23 protein-coding genes are annotated in these 20,982 nt (G+C 75.3%); 10 read left to right on the top strand and 13 right to left on the bottom strand.

Annotated elements, in window-relative coordinates:
- Positions 1-6 precede the first annotated feature (6 nt).
- Positions 7-1,065 (bottom strand): pseudaminic acid synthase, encoded by a 1,059-nt coding sequence (pseI, locus tag WJX68_RS07260; RefSeq protein WP_340287297.1) that lies wholly within the window; start codon positions 1,063-1,065, stop codon positions 7-9.
- A 10-nt stretch (positions 1,066-1,075) separates the two neighbouring features.
- Positions 1,076-2,074: a putative sugar O-methyltransferase gene (locus WJX68_RS07255; protein WP_340287295.1), complete on the bottom strand. Its 999-nt coding sequence runs from the start codon at positions 2,072-2,074 to the stop codon at positions 1,076-1,078.
- A gap of 125 nt (positions 2,075-2,199) precedes the next feature.
- Between WJX68_RS07255 and WJX68_RS07250 the strand changes: the two genes are divergently transcribed.
- The 4 genes from WJX68_RS07250 to WJX68_RS07235 all read left to right on the top strand — a co-directional run bounded on the left by WJX68_RS07250 (position 2,200) and on the right by WJX68_RS07235 (position 6,578).
- On the top strand, positions 2,200-2,877 hold the full coding sequence (locus tag WJX68_RS07250; RefSeq protein WP_340287293.1) for a glycosyltransferase family 2 protein: 678 nt from the start codon (positions 2,200-2,202) through the stop codon (positions 2,875-2,877).
- On the top strand, positions 2,874-3,353 hold the full coding sequence (locus WJX68_RS07245) for a DUF2304 domain-containing protein (protein WP_340287291.1): 480 nt from the start codon (positions 2,874-2,876) through the stop codon (positions 3,351-3,353). The genes WJX68_RS07250 and WJX68_RS07245 overlap by 4 nt, the downstream gene beginning before the upstream one ends.
- 157 nt (positions 3,354-3,510) lie before the next feature.
- A complete protein-coding gene (locus tag WJX68_RS07240) occupies positions 3,511-5,556 on the top strand; it encodes a DUF6541 family protein (protein ID WP_340287289.1) in 2,046 nt (681 codons plus the stop codon).
- 77 nt (positions 5,557-5,633) lie between these two features.
- Positions 5,634-6,578, top strand: coding sequence for an NAD-dependent epimerase/dehydratase family protein (locus tag WJX68_RS07235; protein ID WP_340287288.1), 945 nt, complete (start codon positions 5,634-5,636; stop codon positions 6,576-6,578).
- 58 nt (positions 6,579-6,636) lie between these two features.
- On the opposite strand, the gene WJX68_RS07230 is transcribed toward WJX68_RS07235, so the two are convergent.
- From WJX68_RS07230 to WJX68_RS07220, 3 genes are all read right to left on the bottom strand, one after another.
- The gene (locus tag WJX68_RS07230; protein WP_422785673.1) at positions 6,637-7,527 is read right to left on the bottom strand and encodes a decaprenyl-phosphate phosphoribosyltransferase; all 891 of its coding nucleotides are present in this window, start codon (positions 7,525-7,527) and stop codon (positions 6,637-6,639) included.
- A 172-nt stretch (positions 7,528-7,699) separates the two neighbouring features.
- On the bottom strand, positions 7,700-8,281 hold the full coding sequence (locus WJX68_RS07225) for a phosphatase PAP2 family protein (protein WP_340287285.1): 582 nt from the start codon (positions 8,279-8,281) through the stop codon (positions 7,700-7,702).
- A gap of 158 nt (positions 8,282-8,439) precedes the next feature.
- Entirely contained in the window at positions 8,440-9,249 is an 810-nt protein-coding gene (locus tag WJX68_RS07220; RefSeq protein WP_340287283.1) for an HAD family hydrolase, read from the bottom strand.
- 66 nt (positions 9,250-9,315) lie between these two features.
- Here WJX68_RS07220 and WJX68_RS07215 point away from each other — a divergent pair, with 66 nt between their 5' ends.
- On the top strand, positions 9,316-10,431 hold the full coding sequence (locus WJX68_RS07215) for a nucleotide disphospho-sugar-binding domain-containing protein (protein WP_340287281.1): 1,116 nt from the start codon (positions 9,316-9,318) through the stop codon (positions 10,429-10,431).
- 10 nt (positions 10,432-10,441) lie between these two features.
- Here the strand turns inward: WJX68_RS07215 and WJX68_RS07210 are convergent, their stop codons facing one another.
- The 3 genes from WJX68_RS07210 to WJX68_RS07200 are packed head-to-tail and all read right to left on the bottom strand — an operon-like array spanning position 10,442 to position 12,790.
- Positions 10,442-10,894, bottom strand: a complete 453-nt coding sequence (locus WJX68_RS07210) for a DUF350 domain-containing protein (RefSeq protein ID WP_340287279.1) — start codon at positions 10,892-10,894, stop codon at positions 10,442-10,444.
- A gap of 42 nt (positions 10,895-10,936) precedes the next feature.
- On the bottom strand, positions 10,937-12,100 hold the full coding sequence (locus tag WJX68_RS07205) for a glutathionylspermidine synthase family protein (RefSeq protein ID WP_340287277.1): 1,164 nt from the start codon (positions 12,098-12,100) through the stop codon (positions 10,937-10,939).
- A gap of 3 nt (positions 12,101-12,103) precedes the next feature.
- Positions 12,104-12,790, bottom strand: a complete 687-nt coding sequence (locus tag WJX68_RS07200) for a hypothetical protein (protein ID WP_340287275.1) — start codon at positions 12,788-12,790, stop codon at positions 12,104-12,106.
- Between the two features lie 242 nt (positions 12,791-13,032).
- Between WJX68_RS07200 and WJX68_RS07195 the strand changes: the two genes are divergently transcribed.
- Positions 13,033-14,367 (top strand): septum formation family protein, encoded by a 1,335-nt coding sequence (locus tag WJX68_RS07195; RefSeq protein WP_340287273.1) that lies wholly within the window; start codon positions 13,033-13,035, stop codon positions 14,365-14,367.
- 1 nt (position 14,368) lies between these two features.
- Entirely contained in the window at positions 14,369-14,719 is a 351-nt protein-coding gene (locus WJX68_RS07190; RefSeq protein ID WP_340287272.1) for a metallopeptidase family protein, read from the top strand.
- 7 nt (positions 14,720-14,726) lie between these two features.
- On the opposite strand, the gene WJX68_RS07185 is transcribed toward WJX68_RS07190, so the two are convergent.
- The 3 genes from WJX68_RS07185 to WJX68_RS07175 are packed head-to-tail and all read right to left on the bottom strand — an operon-like array spanning position 14,727 to position 17,331.
- Positions 14,727-15,467 carry a histidine phosphatase family protein gene (locus tag WJX68_RS07185; protein ID WP_340287270.1) on the bottom strand — a complete coding sequence of 247 codons (741 nt, stop codon included), beginning with the start codon at positions 15,465-15,467 and terminating at the stop codon, positions 14,727-14,729.
- Entirely contained in the window at positions 15,464-16,411 is a 948-nt protein-coding gene (pheA, locus tag WJX68_RS07180) for a prephenate dehydratase (RefSeq protein ID WP_340287268.1), read from the bottom strand. Before pheA ends, WJX68_RS07185 begins: the two co-directional genes overlap by 4 nt.
- An 11-nt stretch (positions 16,412-16,422) precedes the next feature.
- A complete protein-coding gene (locus WJX68_RS07175; protein WP_340287266.1) occupies positions 16,423-17,331 on the bottom strand; it encodes a hypothetical protein in 909 nt (302 codons plus the stop codon).
- Positions 17,332-17,473: 142 nt separating this feature from the next.
- On the opposite strand from WJX68_RS07175, the gene WJX68_RS07170 reads away from it, so the two are divergent.
- Entirely contained in the window at positions 17,474-18,229 is a 756-nt protein-coding gene (locus tag WJX68_RS07170) for a DUF2470 domain-containing protein (RefSeq protein WP_340287264.1), read from the top strand.
- A gap of 3 nt (positions 18,230-18,232) precedes the next feature.
- Here WJX68_RS07170 and WJX68_RS07165 read toward each other — a convergent pair whose 3' ends face one another.
- Together WJX68_RS07165 and WJX68_RS07160 are read right to left on the bottom strand one after the other, a co-directional pair.
- Positions 18,233-18,556 carry a DUF3817 domain-containing protein gene (locus WJX68_RS07165; protein WP_340287262.1) on the bottom strand — a complete coding sequence of 108 codons (324 nt, stop codon included), beginning with the start codon at positions 18,554-18,556 and terminating at the stop codon, positions 18,233-18,235.
- On the bottom strand, positions 18,553-19,062 hold the full coding sequence (locus WJX68_RS07160) for a hypothetical protein (RefSeq protein WP_340287260.1): 510 nt from the start codon (positions 19,060-19,062) through the stop codon (positions 18,553-18,555). Before WJX68_RS07160 ends, WJX68_RS07165 begins: the two co-directional genes overlap by 4 nt.
- A gap of 468 nt (positions 19,063-19,530) precedes the next feature.
- Between WJX68_RS07160 and WJX68_RS07155 the strand changes: the two genes are divergently transcribed.
- Together WJX68_RS07155 and WJX68_RS07150 are read left to right on the top strand one after the other, a co-directional pair.
- Positions 19,531-20,355, top strand: coding sequence for a CPBP family intramembrane glutamic endopeptidase (locus tag WJX68_RS07155; protein WP_340287258.1), 825 nt, complete (start codon positions 19,531-19,533; stop codon positions 20,353-20,355).
- Between the two features lie 106 nt (positions 20,356-20,461).
- Positions 20,462-20,982, top strand: a 521-nt coding sequence (locus WJX68_RS07150) for a ferritin (RefSeq protein ID WP_340287256.1), incomplete at its 3' end; no start/stop codon positions are given.

The raw sequence follows: 20,982 nt of genomic DNA, 5'->3' as shown, positions 1-20,982 counted from the left end.
GCGCGGTCAGATCAGGTCCCAGGTCAGCGGGGTGCCGCGGGCGACGTCGCGGGTGAAGGTCCGGCCCACGACGGTGCCGATCGCATCGGTGTGCAGCCCGCCGGCCGGCCGGATCGACCGCACGTTCTCCGCGGTCACCTTCTCCCCCGCGGCGACGTCGGCGACGACCCACAGCGAGCGGCGCAGCGCCAGGGTGTCGCGTTCGGACTCCCGCGGCCCGAAGCGGGCCGGTCCGACCGCGCGGCGGGCCACGTCGGTCTCGGTCACCAGCGACGCCAGCTCGTGCGGCTCCAGCGAGAAGTCGGAGTCGACGCCCCCGTCGGCGCGCTGCAGGGTCACGTGCTTCTCGATCGCGACGGCGCCGAGCGCGACCGCCGCGACCGGGACGCCGATGCCCGGGGTGTGGTCGGACAGCCCGACCGGGACGCCGAACGCCTCGCGCAGCGCCGGGATCGTCTGCAGGTTCGCGTCCACCGGGTCCGCGGGGTACGACGCCGTGCAGGCCAGCAGCACGATCTCGCGGGCGCCGCCGTCGCGGGCCGCGGCGACGGCGGCGTCGATCTCGGCCAGCGTCGCCATCCCGGTGGAGATCACCATCGGCTTGCCCGTCGCCGCCATCGCCCGGATCAGCGGCAGGTCCACCAGCTCCGCCGACGCGACCTTGTACGCCGGCGCGTCCAGCGACTCCAGCAGCTCGATCGCGGTCGGGTCGAACGGGCTGGAGAACGGCACCAGGCCGTGCTCACGGGCCCGGGCGAACAGCGGCTCGTGCCACTCCCACGGGGTGTGGGCCTGCTCGTAGAGCTGGTAGAGGTTCCGGCCGCCCCACAGGCCGTGGTCGTCGCGGATCCGGAACGCCGGGCCGTCGGCGTCGATGGTGATCGTGTCGGCCCGGTAGGTCTGGAACTTCACCGCCTGCGCGCCGGTCCCGGCGATCGCGTCGACGATCTCCAGCGCGCGGTCCAGGGAGCCGTTGTGGTTCCCGGAGACCTCGGCGATCACGAAGGGCCGCTCGCCGGGGCCCACGCGGTGGCCGTCGATCTGGATCGGATCGGGGGTGCGCATGGCCCCGAGGCTAGCGGCGGGCCAGGACCATCACCTCGGACACCGTGCCCTCGGAGTCCTGCCCGTACAGCCCGGCGTCGGAGTCGACCAGCTCGAAGCGGTCGAACATCTCCAGGTAGCGGTGGCGCAGCATCGGCTCGCGCACGTCGGGCTTGCCGGTCGGGGAGTTGCGCAGCAGGAGCCAGCGCGCGCCGAGGTCGGTGACCAGGTTCGCGTAGTTCTGCACGACCTCGGGCTCCATCTCCTGGAAGGAGATGAAGTTGACGAACAGGTCGACGGTCCCCTGCAGCCGCGGCAGCTGCCACGAGCACAGCACGGTGGCCGGCTCCTCGATCGCGCCGAGCTCGATCTTCTCGGCCTCGCGGGTGGCCGCGTAGTCGAGCACCCGGTCCGCACCGAGCACCTCGCGCAGGTAGTGCGTGGCGACGGCGGCGACCGGCGGGATGTCGACGTCGACGTAGCGCACGCCCTCGTTGCGCGGGACGAGGATCTCCCCCAGCGTCCCGAACCCGCCGCCGATCTCCAGGACCGTCGACACGTCCAGGTCGGGCACCGCACGCTTGAGCATGACCAGGCCGCGCAGGTAGTTCAGGGAGGACCGGCTGAACCGGCGGCCGTCGAAGACCAGCTGCTCGGTCGGGCCACCGGCCGTCGACTCGGAGAACCCGCTCAGCGACGGCGACCGGTCCGCCGGGTCGAGCGCGGTCACCAGGGCGTGGTGCGACCGCGCCACCGGCACCTGGTCGATGCGCTCGCGCAGCAGGGTGCCGGGCCCGCCGACGAGCCCGAACGCGCGGGACAGAGCGGCGGCCGGGCGGGACACCGGCGCGTAGCGCGGGGCGTAGAAGTAGGTCGCCGACGGGTGCCGGCGGAACTCCGCGAAGCCGCGGTCGCGCAGGTCGGCGACCACCTTCTCCAGCCCGGTCCGCCAGAAGTTCGTGGGCCGGTACTCCTGGGGCGCGGTGTCCAGGTCGGCGAGCATGAGTTCGAGCAACGTCCTCGGATCCACTCTCGCGAAGGTACGGATACTCACCTTCGCCCGGATCGGCACCCACCGTCCGGCCGCCGCCGTCACCGGGGCGATAGCCTCTGTGACGCATCTGTGAACGCCACGGGCGTAACGAGGGAGTGGACGTGGTCGCCGACACCGGCACCTGGGTGGTGATCCCCGTGTACAACGAGGAGACCGTCATCGCCGACGTCGTGGCCGAGGTCCTCACCCGGTTCGCGCACGTGGTCTGCATCGACGACGGCAGCCGCGACGCCTCGGCCGAGCGGATCGCCTCGACCCCGGCGCACCTGGTGCGCCACCCGATCAACCTCGGTCAGGGAGCGTCGCTGCAGACCGGGATCGACTACGCGCTGCGCCGCGGCGCCGAGCGGATCGTCACCTTCGACGCCGACGGCCAGCACGACGTCGACGACGCCGCCCGCATGGCCGCGATCCTGCGCAGCGGCGAGGCCGACGTCGTACTCGGGTCGCGGTTCCTGGAGTCCACCGAACCGGTCCCGGCGCTCAAGCGGCTCGTCCTGCGGACCGTCGCGGCCCTGTCCCCGGCGAGCCGCAAGCTCAAGCTCACCGACGCCCACAACGGCCTGCGCGCGCTGAACCGCGCGGTCGTCGAGGACATGCGGATCACCATGAACGGGATGGCCCACGCGTCGGAGATCGTCGCGTCGCTGGCCCGGTCGTCCTGGCGGATCCGCGAGGTCCCGGTGACCATCCGCTACACCGAGTACTCCCGATCCAAGGGCCAGTCGCTGTTCAACGGGGTCAACATCCTGTTCGACCTGTCGGTACGACAGCGATGACCCAGGAGGCGAACACCGTGATCCTGCAGATCCTGCTCCTGGCCGCCGCGGTCGGTGCACTCGTCTACTTCGTGCGCAGCGGGCAGAGCGTCGGTGTGCGGGCGAGCAAGCGGATCGCCTTCGGCGCGTTCATCGTGCTGAACATCTACGCGATCCTGCGGCCCGACGACGTCACCTTCCTCGCCCGCGCGCTGGGCATCGGCCGCGGCACCGACCTGCTGGTCTACCTGCTCGTCGTGTCGTTCGTGTTCGGGATGCTCAACACCTACCTGCGCGACCGCGAGATCAGCCAGCACCTGACGAACCTGGCCCGCCAGATCGCCGTCCGCGACGCGGAGCTGACCCGCCGCGAGGAGGACCTCGAGCAGCGGCTCGACGCGCTCGAGCAGCGCGCGGCCGGGACCAACGGGCACCGGCCGGCCGCGGGCGGACCGGCGTCCGACGAGGTCGGGACGGCGCGCCCGGCCGGGAACTGAAGCCCGTCCGCGTGCCGCCACCCGATCGTGTCGCCCCCGGTGACACGGCACCCGCGCGGCCGGTGCGCGGCCCCGGTGCTCGTATGCTCCGCCGGATGCGGCGTCCGATCGGCGCCCGGGGCGACGGCGCCCGGGCCGTAGCGGAGCGGGCTCGCGCATGAGCTGGGCCGCCGCCGTGCCGGTCGCCCTGGTGGCGGCCGCGTGGTGCGTGCTGCCCGGGGCGCTCGTCGCGCGCGCGGCGGGGATCCGCGGCGTCTCCTGCTGGGGCGCGGCGCCCCTGGTCTCGGTCGCGCTGGTCGCGACGACCGCCGTCCTGGCCGGACGGGCCGGTGTGCCGTGGGGCGCGTTGCCGGTGCTGGTGGTGACGGTGCTGGTCGCCGCCGTGGCGCTGGCGGTGCGGACGCCGTGGCGCCGTCGCCGGGCGTCCGGCGGAGCGGGGCCGGCCGACGGGCGGGACCGGTGGTGGGCCCGGCTGCTGCGCGGCGGCCCGGACGGCCCGCTGGCCGGTCCGGCGCTGCTGGTGGGGCTCGTCGTCACCGTGGCGATCGGCTGGCTGACCGTGATGCTCGCGTTCGGCGCGGTCGACGCGGTGTCCCCCACCTACGACGCGATCTACCACTACAGCGCCGTCGCCCGGATCCTGCTCACCGGCGACGCGTCGTCGCTGACCCTCGGCGCCCTGAACAACCCCGGCCGGCCCTCGGCCTACCCGGCGGCGTGGCACGACCTGGTCTCGCTCGTCGTCCTCGGGACGGGCGCCTCGGTGCCGGTCGCGTCGAACATCGCCGCGTTCACCGCGGCGGCGGTCGTGTGGCCGCTGTCGTGCACGCTGCTGGTCCGCCAAGTCGCCGGGCCGCGGCCCGGTGCCGTCCTGGTCGCCCCGGTCCTGGCGACGGCGTTCACGGCGATGCCGTGGCTGCTGCTGAACTGGGGGGTGCTCTGGCCGAACCTGCTGGGGCTCGCGCTGGTCCCGGCCGGGCTGGCCGCGGTCGCCACCGTGCTGGGGCTCACCCGTGGCAGCACGGTCGGTCGGGTGCAGGCGCTGCTGCTGGGCGTCGCCGCCGTGCCCGCGCTGGGTCTCGCCCACCCCAACGCCGCGGTCAGCCTGGTCGTACTCGCCCTGTCCCCACTGGCCGTCGCGGCCGTCCGGGCCACGGTGCGGCTGCTGCGGCGGGGCCGCCCGCTCGCCGCCGCGGCCCCGGTCGCCGGGGCGCTCGCCGCGCTCGCCGCGGTCCTCTGGCTGCTGGCCTGGTCGCCGCTGCTGGACGGGGTGCGCGCCTTCGACTGGAAGGCCTCGATGGGGGCCCGCGAGGCCCTGCTCGGGGTGCTGTGGAACGGGACGAACAAGCGCCCCGAGCTGGTCGTCGTGTCGGTGCTCGTCGTGGTCGGTGCGGTGCTCGCGCTGCGCCGCGCACGGACCGCCTGGCTGGTGCCGGCGCACCTCACGTCCGCCTTCCTCTACGTCCTCGCCGTGGCCCGCGAGGGCGAGCTGGTCACCGCGCTGACCGGGGCCTGGTACAACGACTCGCACCGGCTGGCCGCCATGGTCCCGGTCACCGGGGTGCCGCTCGCGACGCTCGGCGTGCTCGGGGTCGCGGGGCTGCTGGTCCGCGCCGCGGGGGTGCTGCGCGGCGGGCGCACCGACCCCGGACGGCGGCTCCCCCCGGTCGCCGCGGTGCCGGTCGTCGCCCTCGTCGCGGCGGTCCTCGTGCTCGCCACCGGCGGCCTGCGCATCGGGCTGCACGCCGCCGTCGTCGCCGACGCCTACCGCTACGAGACCGGCCGGGTGCTGCAGCCCGGGCAGCGGGAGTTCCTGGAGCGGGTCGGGCAGGAGACCCCGCCCGGAGCGGTGGTCGCGGCGAACCCGTGGACCGGCAACGGGCTGCTGTTCCCGCTGACCGGGCGCGAGGTGCTGTTCCCGCACCTGTCCGGGACGTGGACCCCGGAGCAGGAGCTGCTGCGCCGGCGGCTGGACGACGCCGCGGCCGACCCCGCCGTCTGCGACGCGGTGCGGGCGACCGGCACCCGCTGGGTGATCGACGGTCCGGTGTCCTGGTGGCCCTACGACCCGCGCGCCGACACCTACCCGGGCATCGACGACGTCGACACCGCCCCCGGCTTCGAGCCCGTCCTGTCGGGCGGCGGGAGCACCCTCTACCGGATCACGGCCTGCGGCGCCGCCCCGGTCGGCGCGACCGGCTGAGACCCCGCCCGGACCCGCCGTTACCGTGTGTCCCTGCGGCCGGAGCACGTCCCGGCCGCCCCCGAGGAGAGGCAGGCATGCGGGCGCTCGTCACCGGCGGAGCCGGGTTCATCGGCTCCACCCTCGTCGAGGCGCTGCTCGCCCGCGGTGACGACGTCCTCGTCGTCGACGACCTGTCCGCCGGCAAGCGCGACAACCTCGCGCCCGGCACCGGCCTGACCGAGCTCGACATCCGCGACACCGCGGCCACCGCCCGCGCGACGACGGCGTTCCGGCCCGACGCGGTGTTCCACCTGGCCGCCCAGATCGACGTCCGCACGTCGATGGCCGACCCGGTGCACGACGCCTCGGTGAACGTCCTCGGCACGCTCAGCGTCCTGCAGGCCGCCCGGGACGCGGGCGCCCGCGCCGTGGTCGTCTGCTCCACCGGCGGCGCCATCTACGGCGACGGCGCACCGCTGCCCACGACCGAGGCCGAGCCGGCCGGGCCGGAGTCGCCGTACGGGATGAGCAAGCTCGCCGCCGAGAACTACACCCGCTTCTTCGTGCGCGCGCACGGGCTGCCCGCGCTGGTGCTGCGCTTCGCGAACGTCTACGGGCCGCGTCAGCACCCGGCGGGCGGGGCGGGCGTCGTCTCGCTGTTCTGCGACCGGGCGCGGGCCGGGCTGCGCCCGACCGTCTTCGGCGACGGCGGGCAGACCCGCGACTTCCTCTACGTCGGCGACGTCGCCCGCGCAGCGCTGGCCTCGGCGGACCGGCTGCACGCGGGGGAGCTCGCGGGCGAGGTGTTCAACGTCGGCACCGGCACCGAGTCCACGATCGTCGAGCTGGCCGCGACCATCGGCGGGATCGCCGGGCTCGCCCCGGCCGACTTCGCGCCCGAGTTCGCCCCGGCGCGGGCCGGGGAGCTGCGCCGCAGCTGCCTGGACCCCACGCGCGGGATCGCCGCGCTCGGCCTGCCCGCACCGACCCCGCTCGCCGAGGGCCTGGCCGCGACCTGGGCCTGGCACACCGGCCGCTGAGCCCGGCACACCACGGGCCCGGCTCCGCGGGGGAACCGGGCCCGGGGGCGACGGGGGCTCAGCTGTAGACGGCCAGCGTCAGCATCGCGATCCAGGCGACGGCCAGCACCTGCAGGGCGCGGTCACCCAGTGCGATCTCCTCGGGCTCGCCGCCGGTGCCCCGGTCGACGTCCACCGAGTAGCGCAGCACCGCGATCACGAACGGCACGATCGACAGGACCGACCACACCGAGTTGTGGTCCTCGCGGATCTCGAACGCCCACAGCCCGTACATGACGATCATGACCGTGGCCGAGAGCGACCAGATGTAGCGCAGGTAGGACGCGGTGTAGTTCTCGAGCGACTTGCGGATCTTCGCACCGGTGCGCTCGGCGAGGTTGATCTCGGCGTAGCGCTTGCCCGCGACCATGAACAGCGAGCCGAAGCCGGTGACCAGCAGGAACCACTGCGACAGCGGGATGCCCGTGGCGACACCGCCGGCGATCGAGCGCATCAGGAAGCCGGAGGCCACGATGCAGATGTCGAGCACCGGCTGGTGCTTCAGCCACAGGCAGTACGACAGCTGCACCGCGACGTAGACGGCGAGCACGATGATCAGCTGCCAGGTGACCGCGAACGACAGCGCGATCGACGCGGCGAAGAGCACGCCCGCGGCGGCGAACGCCAGCGGCACCGGGACGATGCCGGACGCGATCGGACGGCGGCGCTTGGTCGGGTGCGCCCGGTCGGCCTCGACGTCGAGCGCGTCGTTGACCAGGTAGACGCCCGAGGCCGCGAGCGAGAACGCGACGAAGGCGATCAGGCAGTCGATCAGGACCGGGACGTCGAAGAACTGGCCGCTGACGAACGGCGCCGCGAAGACCAGGACGTTCTTCACCCACTGGCGCGGGCGCATCGTCTTGAACAGGCCGCGGGCGACCATCGCGGTGGTGCGCTCGGACGGGTCCATCGGCACGTGCGGGGCGTGCTCGGGGGCGGCGTCGGCCTCGTGGCCCTCGGGGGGGCCGGCGTCGTCGGGCACGTCCGGGACGACCGGGGTGGCCGGGTCGGCGGCCTTCGCGACACGCTCCGTGCCGGAGTCGTCGTGGTCGACCTTCGTGGGGTCGGTGCTGGTCATGCGCTCACCCTCCGATGGTGGGGTTGCGTGAGATCACGCGCCGCGCGGTACCGGCGACGGCCGCGCCGAGCGCGGTGCCGGTGGCGACGTCGGTCGGGTAGTGCACGCCCAGGACCAGGCGCGAGAGCGCCATGAGCCCGACGCCGGCCACGGCCGCGGGGCGGGAGCGGCGGCCCAGCAGGCCGCCGTAGAGCACGGCGGCGGCGGTGGTGGACGTGGCGTGCGAGGACGGGAAGCTCAGCCGGCTCGGGGTGCCCACCAGGACCCGGACGGCGGGGTGCTCGGGCCGCCGGCGGCGGACCACGCGCTTGATGCCGATCGACGCCCCGTGCGCGACGGCGACGGCCGCGGCCGAGCCGAGCCACTCGCGGCGGCGCGGGCGGTCGAGCGCCGCGCCGGCGAGGCCGATCGCGAGCCAGCCCGCGGCGTGCTCGCCGAACAGCGACATGCCGCGCGCGACCCGGACGGTGGCGTCGGTCGCGAGGGCGCCCTGCACGGACGCGAGGACCGCGACCTCCCCGGAGGGCGGTACGTCGGCACTCGGGTGCGGACCGGGACGGTCCAGGGTCTCTGCCGTGTCAGCCACGGGTGGGGGCCTCCTGGCGCGGGCGCGGGCACCCGGCTCGCGGGCGATGACAGCCGGTGATGGTACGCGCGGGCAGGTGGCGGGGCGGGGTCGGGGCGGGCCGGGGACCTGCCCGTGACCGCTCGTCGACGCCCGGGTGAACGGGTACCGGCGCCCGGTCAGAACCAGCGTTCGAGGACCTCGGCGAGCCCGTCGTGGGTGTGCGGGGTGGTCACCTCGTCGGCCAGCCCGACCAGGTCGGGGTGGGCGTTGCCCATCGCGACGCCGAGCCCGGCCCAGCGCAGCATCTCCCGGTCGTTGGGCATGTCCCCGAACGCGACCGTCTGCTCCGCGGTGACGCCGAGCCGGCGCGCGACCTCGGCCAGACCGGTGGCCTTGGTGACCCCCGGGGCGGAGGCCTCGATCAGGCCGGACGGGTGCGAGAACGTCAGGTCCGCCAGCCCGGCGACCTTCGGGGCGAGCGCCCCCATCATCTGCTCGCTGGTCAGCTCGGGCGCGCGGATGAGCACCTTCGTCGCGGGGCGGCCGAGCAGGTCCTCGCGGTCGGTGGAGCCGCCGTCGTGCTCGCCCCAGGCGTGGACGTAGCCGGGCTCGGTGAGGAACTCGTCGGACGCCCCGACCCGCTCGACCCCGAAGCCGCAGCCGGGGAACAGCTCCCCGGCGAGCCCGGCCAGCTCGCGGATCGTGGTGGGCGCGAGCGTGTGCGCGCCGAGCACGGTGTCCTCGACGGCGTCGTAGAGCACGGCGCCGTTCGCGCAGACGCACAGCCGTACGAGCCCGGCGGGCAGCCGCGCGAGCACCGGCGGGATCCAGCGCGGCGGGCGGCCGGTCACGAGCACGAACCCGGCGCCGGCGGCGACCGCCCGCTCCAGGGCGGCGACGGTGCGGGGGGTGACGGTGTCGCGGTCGTCGAGCAGGGTGCCGTCGACGTCGGTCGCCACGAGGCGGGGTGCGTTCTCGACGATCACACCGTGAGCGTACGGAACGGGCGCGAGGCCGCCCCCGACCGGCGTCGCGGCGGTTACCCTTCGACCGTGCGCGTTCTGGTGGTGGCGGCCCCGCTGTCGGGACACCTGACCCCGCTCCTGCCGCTCGCCCACGCGCTCTGGGACTCCGGCCACGAGGTGCTGCTCGCCGGCGGCGGCGACGTGCACCCGGTGTCCGGGCCGCTGCCGTTCATCGACGTGGGCCGGGGTCTGCGGGTGGGCAGGCTCGCCGCCCGCTCGCTCGTCGCGCACCCGGTGACCGCGCGCGCCGAGCTCGCCGGGCGGGGCGGCGACGCGGCCGTGAAGTCGCTGTTCGGGCCGGTCAACGAGGAGCTGACCGACGCGCTGGTGACCGTCGCCGAGCAGTGGCGGCCCGACGTCGTGGTGCACGAGCCGCTGGCCGTCGCCGGAGCGCTGGCGGCGGCCCGCCACGACGTCCCGGCCGTGCTGCACGAGACCGCCCTGCTCGACGGGTTCGCGCTGGTCCGCACGCTGCTGGACTCCCGGCCGCTGCAGCGCGCCCGGCTCCGGCACGGGCTGCGCGGCGTCCCGGCGCCCGCGATCGCGCTGACCATCGCGCCGTCGAGCCTGGTCGGGGCGCGCGACGCGCTCGCCGTACGGCCCGGCCGCCCCGACGGCGCCCGCGGCGCGCTGCCCGCCTGGCTCGACGGGCCGTCGGTGCGCCCGCGGGTGCTGGTGCTGCGCGGCGGCGGGCCGGTGCGCGGGGACCTGCAGTCCTCGGCGCTGCGCGCGCTGGAGGCCGCCCGCGCCGACGGCCTGGACTGCGAGCTGGTGCTGGCCCGGCCCCCGGCGCGGCTGCTGCGCCGGGTCGGGCCGGGCGTGCGCACGGTCGGGCGGGTCGGTCTCGACGAGCTGCTGCCCGCCTGCGCCGCCGTGCTGCACGACGGCGGCTCCGGGCAGGTCCTCGCGGCGCTCGCCGCGGGCGTCCCGCAGCTGGCGCTGCCCGGCCCCGGGGACCGGCGGCACAACGCCGAGCTGGTCGCCGCCCGCGGTGCCGGCCTCGGCGGGCCGTTCGGCCCCGACGCGCTGCGCCGCCTCGTCCTGGACGGCGAGCTCGCGGCGGCCGCGCGGGAGGTCCGCGCGGAGATCGCCGCGATGCCGCCGCCGCAGGCGCGGGTCGAGGTGCTGACCGCCCTGGCCTGAGCGGCCTGGCTCAGAAGACGGCGACCGCCACGATCAGGCCGAGCGCGAGGTGCGCGGCCGCGACGACCCGGGCCGCCGCCCGCGGCTCCTCGGCCTGGATGACCTCGCCGATGTCGATGCCGGTGACCCACTCCAGCAGCCGCACCGCGGCGACCTGGGCGATGATCCCGACCAGGCCGAAGACCAGTGACGAGACCACGCCCTGCAGCAGCGAGCCGACCGAGCCGTAGACGGCGGTGACGATGATGAACGCCATCGACACCATGCCGGCGGCGGTGATCAGCACGGCGTTGGGCAGCCCCGCGCGGACCATCGCGGGCAGCTTGCCCGGCGTGGTCAGGTCGATCGCCCAGAAGCCGATCAGCATCATCAGGGTGCCGATGACGGCGTAGAGCAGGATCGCGCCGACACCGCGGCCGAGGAAGCTCCAGTAGGTGGCGTCGAGCGCCTGGGCGAGGATCACGGGTCAAACCTTCCGGGCGGGGAGCGGGGTCACGGGGGGGCGTCAGGAGGGGATGCGGTGCGGCACGAAGGCCGCGCCGTCGTCGGTGATCAGGCCGGCGGTCTCGCGGATGCCGAGACCGGCGGAGGTGTCACCGACCAGCCACGCGCCCAGGCAGGGGCGGTAACCGTCGAACTCGGGGAGCGGGTCGAACATCTGGTAGACGAAGCCCTCGTCGCCGTAGACGCCGCCGGTGGCCGTCTCGTACCCGGGCGCCACGACCTGGATGTTGGCGCCCTCGCGGCCGAGCAGCGGCTTGCGGACGTACTCGGTGAGGATGCCGGGGTTCTGCAGCGAGGCGGGGAGCAGGTTCGGGTGGCCGGGGTACATCTCCCACAGCACCGCGAGCAGCGCCTTGTTCGACAGCAGCGTCTTCCACAGCGGCTCGAGCCACATGGTCTCGGGCAGGCTGCGGGTGACGTGCTTGCCGAACTCGTCGGACAGCACCCACTCCCAGGGGTAGAGCTTGAACACCGTCGACATCGGGGACTCCTCGAGGTCGACGAAGCGGTCGAGCGCGACGTCCCAGCCGATGTCCTCGATGGACAGACCGACGGTGTCCAGGCCCGCCTCGGCGGCGGTCTCCTGCAGGTACCCGACGGTGATGTGGTCCTCACCGGTGGACTCGGCGCCGGACCAGGTGACGTGCACCTCCGACGACGGCAGCAGCCCCTTGATCTCCCCCCACCGCTCGACGAGCTTCTCGTGCAGGGAGTTCCACTGGTCGTCGCCGGGGTGCACGTCCTGAAGCCAGTGCCACTGCAGGATCGACGCCTCCAGCAGCGAGGTCGGGGTGTCGGCGTTGTACTCCAGCAGCTTCGCCGGGCCGGAGCCGTCGTAGCGCAGGTCGAACCGGCCGTAGAGGTGCGGGTCGGAGCGGCGCCAGGACTGCGCGACCGCCTCCCAGCTCCACTCGGGCAGCGCGAAGTCGCGGAACCGCTCGGTGGTCACCACGTGGTCGACGGCCGCCAGGCACATCGACTGCAGGACCTCGACGTCGGCCTCCAGCGAGAGGATCTCGTCCATCTCGAAGACGTAGTGCACCGACTCGTCCCAGTACGGCCGCGCGCCGCCGGAGCCGTCCCGGCCCGGGGTGCCGAAGGTGAGGCCCTGCTCGGCGACCGTGCGCTGCCAGTCCGGACGCGGGGTGCCGCGCTCGCGTCGCACGCCTCAGCTCCCGCTCGACGACGAGCCGCCGCCGATGCCGAGCCCGCCACGGGAGATGGTCCCGCTGCGGGTGGTCGAGCCGATCGTGGAGCCGCTGGTGCCGCTGCGCACGGTGGTGCCGCTGGGCGGGGTGTTCACGCTGCCGCCGGTGGCGACCTGCCCGATGCCGCCGGCGCCGCCGTAGTTGTAGTGGTACTGGCGGCCGCCGCCGCCGAGGAAGATCGGGACGAAGGCGAACCCGCCGCCGCCAGTCGAGACCTGGCCCTGGCCTGCCGAGTTCTGGCAGTTGTCGTCGTCGACGACGACGCCCTGGTCGTCGACGCAGCGCGCCTCGGCGACCACGTCGTCGTCGGGGCCCGACGCCGCGTAGACCGCCGCGATCAGGGCGACGACGCCGACGGTCGCGCCCGCGCCGACCAGCACCCGCTTGGTGGTCTTCGAGCGGGCCTCCTTGAGGCGCACGGCCTCCCGGTCGGCCCGCAGCCGCTGCTCGCGCGCCCGCTTCTCCGCGAGCGTCGGCTCGCGGGGCGTGGTGCTGCCGTCCTGCTGCCGGATCCGGCCGCGCGGCGCGTCGCCGGGCGGGTTCGCCCACGGCGCCGTCGGCTGCCCGGACCCCGCCTGCTGCGCCGGCGTGCCGGACGGCGGCGTGCTGTCCTCCGGGCCGCCCCCGGAGCGCGGTCCGTCGCTCATCGGTGGATCCCCCCTCACTCGCGTCCCCCGGGCGGCACCGTACCGGGACGCGGCGGCGGGCACGCGCGGATCCCGGATGACGATTCGGACGCGGTTCGTCGCCCGCACACCGGACGAGTGGTCGCCCACACCCCGTCGCACCGGACCGACCTGCACGTTCACAGCATCCCGCCGACCGATGACCGCGCCGGGACACCGCTCGGGTGAAGCCCGGCCCGGCCCGGCTGCATCATGGGGACGTCATGGATCCCCGCTCCCCCGCCGGCTCCGACCGGCCCGACGACGCCGGTCCGGCCGACGCCTACGACGGGTACGACGGCCGCTACTCCCGCACCGGTCACGGCGCGCCCACGTCGGTGCTGTCCCGGCCCGCCGCGCCCGCACGGCGCCGCCACGGCGGTCCCGACGACGACGGCGACGGGCAGGACGCGACGGCGCTCGTCGCCCCGGAGCCGGCCGCGCCGGCGGGCCGCAGCGGGCTCTCGGCCGTCCGCCGGGTCGGGATCGGGATCCTCGCCGGCGCGCTGCTGATGCTGACCGTGGCCTCGGTGGACTCGCTGCTCGGCGCCCAGGTGCCGGTGCTCGGCTCGTTCGCCTCGTCCGGGGTGCCGCGCACCGAGGAGGCGCCCCCGCTGCCGCCGCCGCCGGACACCCCCGGCACCTGCCTGAACTGGACCCGGGCCGACGCCACCGACACCGCCGCCGTCGACTGCGCGCGCCCGCACCTGTTCGAGCAGACGGGCCGGGTCGCGCTGGCCGACCAGACCGCCTTCCCCGCCGACGCGGCGTGGCAGAAGCTCGTCGCGGACCGGTGCACGCCGGTCGTGACGAAGTACCTGAACGGCAAGTTCGACCCCGACGGCAAGTTCCGGGTCGGTGCGCTCAAGCCGTCGCAGCAGCGCTGGGACGGCGGCGACAAGGGCATGCGGTGCGGGCTGCAGATGGCCTCGCGCAGCGGGGCGATGTTCCCGATCACCGGCAAGGTCGCCGCGCAGGACCAGTCCGCCGTCCAGCCCGCCGGGACGTGCCTGGCGATCGACGGCCGGACCGTCGGCGACCCCACCGACTGCGCCGGACCGCACGCGGTCGAGGCCGTCGGCATCGTCGACCTCGGCACCGAGTTCCCCGACGCCTGGCCCGCCGTGGAGGACCAGGACAAGTTCCTGCAGCCCGCCTGCACCGACGCCGCGAACACCTTCGCCGGCAACGACAAGGTCATCACCGACAAGGGCCTGACCGTCTACTGGGGCAACCTGTCCGAGGAGTCCTGGAAGGCCGGCAGCCGCAAGGTCAACTGCAACATCGGGACGCTGCTGCCCGACAACAGCGGCTTCGCCGCGATCACCGGCTCGGTGAAGGGGAACCTGACCGTCGCCGGGCAGCCCGCCCCGGCCGCGGCCCCGTCGGCGCCGGGCACCCCGGCGACCCCCGCCGCCCCGGCCGGGCAGACCCCGGCGCCCGGCTCGCAGGCCCCGGTGGAGCAGCCCGACGCCGAGCAGCCCGCGGCGCCCGACGCGGGCACCGGGCGGCCCGACCTCGACATACCGCCCGGGCTGCCCGGCCTCTCGGGCAACTGACGTGCCGGTGGCGATGCCCGCCGACCGGTTCGACGAGCTGGTCGGCGACGCCCTCGACCTCGTCCCGCCGGAGCTGGCCGCGGCGATGGACAACGTCGTCGTGCTCGTCGAGCCGCGCAACGCCGAGGAGCCCGACCTGCTGGGGCTCTACGAGGGCGTCGCGCTGACCGAGCGCACCGCGGACTACACCGGCGAGCTCCCGGACCGGATCACCGTCTACCGCGACGCCGTCCTGGAGTTCTGCGACGACGAGCAGCAGGTCGTCGACGAGGTCGCGATCACCGTGGTGCACGAGATCGCCCACCACTTCGGCATCCCCGAGCAGACGCTGCACGAGCTCGGCTGGGGCTGAACGGCCCTCAGCCGGCCGGGGGCCGCGGCGGCATCGGGTCCCACAGCTCGGGGATCCAGCCCGCGGGGTCGCGGCGCAGCACGACGCGGCCGGTGTTGGGGACCGGGCGGTCGCGCCCGTAGCCGGGGTCGTCGTGCCCGTCGCCGGAGCCGTCGTGGCCGCCGAGCAGGGCCAGCGACAGGATCCGGATGGCCGCCCCGTGGCTGACGACGACGACCGCGCCGGAGCGCACGCCGTCGAGCGCCGCGGCGAGGTCGGGCAGCGCGCGGTCCCAGACGTCGCGGGCCGACTCGCCGCCGGGCATCGGGCGGTCGACGTCGCCGTCCCACCAGGCCGCGAAGACCTCGTCGAACACGGCGCGGGCGTCGTCGTCCACCCGGCCCTCGAGGTGCCCGACGAACACCTCGTGCAGGCCGTGCAGCGGCTCCACCGCGGCGCCCAGCGCCCGGGCGATCGGGGCGGCGGTCTCCTGCGCGCGCGTCGCCCGCGAGGCGTAGAGGGCGCGGACCGGCCAGCCGGCGAGCAGCGCGGCGACCTCCTCGGCCTGCTCGCGGCCCAGCTCGTCGAGCGACGGGCCGGGCAGCGCGGTGTCGAGGCGGTGCCGGACGTTGGACGGGGTGCGGCCGTGCCGCACGAGCACGAGCCGCACGGCGCCGTCGTCGGGCGGGACCTGGGCGGTCCGGCCGCCGCTGCCGGCGGCGGCGAAGGAGGCCGCGCCGTCGTGTGCCTGCTCGGTCTGCCCGGTCACGTGTCGGTCCCCCGTCGGACGGCGTCGAGCCAGCGCTCGGACGCGGCGTAGTCGTCGGCGGTGGCCGCTCCGAGGGCGGCCACCGGGCTCCCCACCCCGGCCGGCGGGGCCGCGGGCGGGTCGTCGGACCGCGGGAACGATCCGAGGTAGATCAGCCGGTCGCAGCGACGGTGCAGCGCGGCCAGGGCCTCCCCCATCGCCGGGTCGGCGACGTGGCCCGAGCAGTCCAGGTGGAACCAGTACTCGGCGTGCCGGTCCTTGACCGGCCGCGACTCGATGCGGGTCAGGTCGATCCCGCGCACGGCGAGCTCGGTGAGCAGCCCGAGCAGGGTGCCGGGCCGGTTCGTCGTCGTCGCGGCCAGGGTGGTGCGGTCCCACCCCGTCGGCGACGGCGGCGGGCCGGGCCGGGTGAGCAGCACGAACCGGGTGACGGCGCCGGGGTTGTCGGCGATGTCGTCGGCCAGGACCTGCAGGCCGTGCCGGGCCGCGGCGAGCGGGGCGGCGACGGCGGCGTCGACCTCACCGCGGGCCGCCTGCGCGGCGGCCTCGGCGGTCGAGGAGCTGACCCGGACCTCGGCGCCGGGCAGGTGCGCGGCGAGCCAGCCGCGGGTCTGGGCGATGCCGTGCCCGTGCGACGCGACCGACCGGATCGCGGCGGGCTCGGTGCCCGCCCGGCCCATGAGGCCGAACCGGACGGCGATCCGCGCCTCGCGGGCGATCACCAGCGGCGGGTCCTCGACGAGCCCGTCGAGCACCGGCGGGACGGCGCCCTCGACGGTGTTCTCGATCGGCACGCAGCCGGCGTCCACCGAGCCGTCCCGGACGGCGGCCAGCACCGCGGGCGCGCCCGGCAGCGGGACCAGCTCGGCGTCGCGGGACTCCGGCAGCGTCAGCAGGGCCTGCTCGGTGAAGGTGGCCCGGGGCCCCAGGAACCCGATCCGCATCCGCGGCCCGTTCAGTCCAGCAGGCCGAGCGCGACGAGGTCCGCGATCGGCACCGGCTCGGGGTCGACCCCGCAGCGCGGCAGGACGGTGCGGACCTGCTCGACGGCGGCCTCGGGCAGCTCGTCGAGCTCACGGGCGAGCTTCTCGCCGTCGGTGCAGGTCAGAGCGTCCTCGACCGGGTCGGGCGAGGCGCTGACCCCGGTCATCCGCGCGACGGCGGCGATCAGGTTGAGCAGCCCGTGGCGGCCGCGCGGCAGCGACGCCGACGGGTCCTCGCGCACGATCCGGTCGATGCCCTGCGCGGAGATCCCGCCGGTCCCGCTCTCCAGGCCGGCCTGCAGGAAGCGGTGGACGTCGGCGATCTCGGGCACGTCGGACGCCCGCGGGCCACCGAGGCGGATCTTGGGGGTGCAGCCGTGCTCGGCGACCTTGCGGACGGCGGCGAGCCAGGCGACCGTTCCCTCCTCGTCGCCCTCCACGGGGCGGCGCGGCTCGACGACGGGGGTCACCTCGTCGGGCACGAACTCCGACACGCGCTCCAGCCAGATGCCGTCGACGTCCGGCGGGGCGGCGCACTCGACGGTGCTCGGGGTGAGCAGGCTGGAGCGGGAGAACACCGTCGACAGGGCCTTCGGGACGGCGCCGAGGCCGGTGTCGACGACGAGCGCCAGCTCCGCCGGCCGGCTCGGCGCCGAGCGCGCGAGCTCGGTGACGACGGCGGGCAGCTGGGACGCGGGGCAGACCAGCCGTCCGACGAGGCCTCCGTAGTGGCCGTCGCGGGCGGCGAGGTAGCGCGACACGACGGCGTCGACGCCCGGTGCGACGGTCCTCGGCTGCAGCAGGCTGGTGTCGTCGACCAGCGCGGCGAGCAGCGGACGGATCGGCCACGGGTCGGCTGAGGAACCCGAGGGCACGGTCATCACGCCGACAGACGCTAACGGTCGGGTCACGGGACCCCCGCAGAGGGGGTTCCCCACTGTGTCGCGGCGCACTGGACAGGCGGTACTCACTGCTGATTAGGTGAGGGTTACCTAACCGGAGGTGAGAGTGGGAACGACCCGAGTGCGCCGCCCCCCGACGCCCGCCGTCGCCGAGCGCGCCCGCAGCCTGGTCACCCGGGGCGGACGCGCCGCGATCGTCGGTACCGGGGAGCCGGAGCCGTGCGCGCCGCTGATGCACCACGCGTGGCCCGACGGCACGACCGACGTGCTGCTGCCCGACGACCACGTCCTCCGGGAGCGGGCCCGGCTGAGCATCGACGGCCTGCCGGTGATGCTGGAGCTGACCGGGACCACACCGGTCCCGCTCGACGAGCCGGTCCGCGAGCTGCTGTGGCTGGTCGGCAGCCTGCACGAGCCGGACCCGGCGACCGGCCGGGAGCGCGCGCTGCGGCTCGCCGAGCGCGCGCCGCACCCCAACCTGCTCGACGCCGGTCTGGGCGCGACGCTGCTGCGGCTGCACCCGTCGTCGGTGGTGTACTCCGACGCCGAGGGCTGCGGCCCGGTCTCCCCGGCCGAGCTGGCCGCGGCGGAGCCCGACCCGTTCTGCCGCGTCGAGCAGGCGTGGCTCGAGCACCTCGACCGGGCGCACCCGGAGATGCTGTGCGCGCTGCGCCGCCACCTTCCCGACGGCCTCGGGTTCACCGGCGGCCGGGTCCGCCCGGTGGGCGTGGACCGGTTCGGCCTGCGGGTGCGGGTGCCCACCAGGACCGGTACCCAGGACGTACGGCTGGCCTTCTCCACGCCCGCGTCGACCCCCGAGCAGCTCCAGGTGCGGTTCGCCGAGCTCGTCGGCTGCCCGCGGACCCGGAGCGCCTGAGGGTCAGGGGCCGGCGGGCGCCAGGTGCTCGGCCTGCACCTTGCGGGTCACCTTGCGCTCGGCGACGAACGAGGCGATCGGGATCGTGCCGGCCGCCAGGATGACGACGGCGAACACCGGCTTCCAGCGGCAGCGCTCGGCGAGGATCAGCGAGCACACGATGTAGATCATGTACAGGAAGCCGTGCACCATGCCGATCAGCGCGACCGGGCGCGGGTCGCCGAACAGGTACTTCGCCGGCATCGCGTAGAAGGTCAGCAGCAGCAGGCCGACGCCGGTCACCCAGGCGGAGATGCGGTAGGCCCTCAGGGCGGTCGCGACGGTCACGGGGTGGACTCCTCCCGGTGCCGGGCCGCGAGGCGGGCCAGCTCCTGGTTGTAGGCCCGCAGCTGCGGGTCGGTGCTCCGGGGCGGGGCCGCGCCCGCCGGGCGGGACGTGAACGGCGACGGGCCCGCCTCCGGGACCGCCGCGGCGTCCTCCGGCCCGGGCACGGCACGGACGACGGCGGTCCCGCCGGCCGGTTCGCGTGCGGGCTCCGGCTCGGACGCCGGTGCCGCGCCGGCCCCGGTCTCCACGGCCGCGGTGCCGCCGGTGGTCGCGGGGGACCCGGCGGCACGCAGGTCGGCGATCTCCATCCGGAGGAACCGCCACCACATCACGCCGAAGAAGACCGCGAACAGCGGCCACTGCAGGCCGTAGCCGACGTTGAGGGCGGAGCCCATCGCGGACCCGGCGCGCCCCCACTGCCAGACGGCGAGCCAGGTGCAGGCCACCATCGCGCCCAGGGTGAGGACGTGCCAGGCCATCCACTTCGGGGACAGCAGCAGCCGCATCACGCCGACCAGGGTACGCACCGCGACGCGCCCGGGATCCGCGCCCGGCGAGCGCTGCGTCACGCCGCCCGGGCCCCGCGACCCGGCGCCCACCCCGATCCGGCACCCGTCCGGTGATCCCGTGTTCGCGCGGTGATCCCGTGTTCGCGCGCGCTGCAGCGCGCGCGAACGGTGGATCTGCGCGCGAACGCACCGGTCGAGCGTCGACCACCGGACGAGCGCCGCACCGGACCCACCCACCGCGCACGTCCCGGTCCCCGCCGGTGTCCCCACTCCCCGGCCCGGCACCGACCGGTCGTCCGCGCACGACCTCCGGCCTCGCGCACGCCACAGCACGAGCGGACGCAGACGTCGCGCGCGAACCGGCCCGCCGTGCGCGGGCGGGGCGGCGGGCGGTGCGGGACGACAGCGGGCGGACGGAACGGCAGCGGGCGCGGAGCCACCCCCCACCGGTGCGATGATCGCCGCATGACGAGCGTCCCCGCCCGCCGCAGCACGCTGCGCGCGTGGCTGCGGCCGGCACCGCCGTCGTTCCCGGGCACGGCCACCGACCGGCGCGAGCGGCGGCTGATCGGCCTGGAGATCGCCGTCGTCCTGACGGTGACGCTCGGCCTGTCGGCGCTGCGCAGCGCGCTGTCGCTGCTGGAGGCGCTGCTGAATCCCGCGCCGCTGGCCGACCAGCAGGTCGCCCTGAACGCCCCGGCGTCCACCGACGCGTGGATCGACCTGGCGTTCCAGCTGGTCCGGGCCCTGCAGCTGGCCGGATGGGGCGCGCTCGCGGTGTACCTGCTGCTGCGGGCCGGGATCGCGCTGCGCAGGGTCGGGCTGGACGGTCGCCGTCCGTGGCGCGACGCCGCGCACGCGGCCGGGCTGGCCGCGCTGATCGGCGTCCCCGGCCTGGGCCTCTACCTGGCCGGGAGGCTGGCCGGCATCACCCCCGACGTCGCGCCGAGCACGCTGACCGAGCAGTGGTGGCAGATCCCGGTGCTGATCCTGTCGGCCGCGGCCAACTCCTGGGCGGAGGAGGTCGTCATGATCGGCTACCTGCTCACCCGGTTCCGCCGGCTCGGGTTCTCCGAGAACCGATCGGCGCTGCTCGCGGCCGTGCTGCGCGGGTGCTACCACCTCTACCAGGGCGTCGGTGCGTTCGCGGGGAACCTCGTGATGGGCCTGGTGTTCGCCCGCTACTGGCAGCGCACCGGACGACTGTGGCCGCTCGTCGGGGCGCACCTGCTCATCGACGTGGTGGCGTTCGTCGGCTACGCGCTGCTCCGCGACGTGCTCCCGTTCTGACCGGGAAAGTGCCCCTCACCAGCACGAAGGTGACCCTGTCCAACTGAGACGGACACCTGGACTTGAGCTGTTCCAGAACATTTCGGACGTCGCTAACCTGGACGACATGACCGACGAATCGAAGTTCCACGCCCTGCTCCGCGACCAGGTCCGGAGCGAGTTCACGGCCAGCCAGCAGTACCTCGCGGTGGCCGTCTGGCTCGACGACGCCGACCTCCCGCAGCTGGCCGCGCACTTCTACGCGCAGGCCCTCGAGGAGCGCAACCACGCGCTGATGATGGTGCAGTACCAGATGGACAACGAGCTGAAGGCCGTCGTCCCGCCGGTGGGCGAGGTGCAGAACGACTTCGCCTCCGTCGAGGAGGTCGTGTCGCTCGCGCTGACCCAGGAGAAGCAGGTCACCGAGCAGATCACCACGCTCGCCCGCACCGCCCGCGACGAGGGCGACTACCTCGGCGAGCAGTTCGTGCAGTGGTTCCTGAAGGAGCAGGTCGAGGAGGTCGCCTCGATGTCGACGCTGCTCACGATCGTCCGCCGCGCCGGCGACGACCTGTTCCACATCGAGGACTTCGTCGCCCGCGAGATGGCGCGCGGCGGCGGCGCCGACGCGACGGCCCCGGCCGTCGC

Origin of the sequence: Pseudonocardia spirodelae, from assembly GCF_037727765.1 — a bacterium.
Lineage (GTDB): Bacteria > Actinomycetota > Actinomycetes > Mycobacteriales > Pseudonocardiaceae > Pseudonocardia > Pseudonocardia spirodelae.
This window is presented reverse-complemented; position numbering and strand designations above follow the sequence as displayed.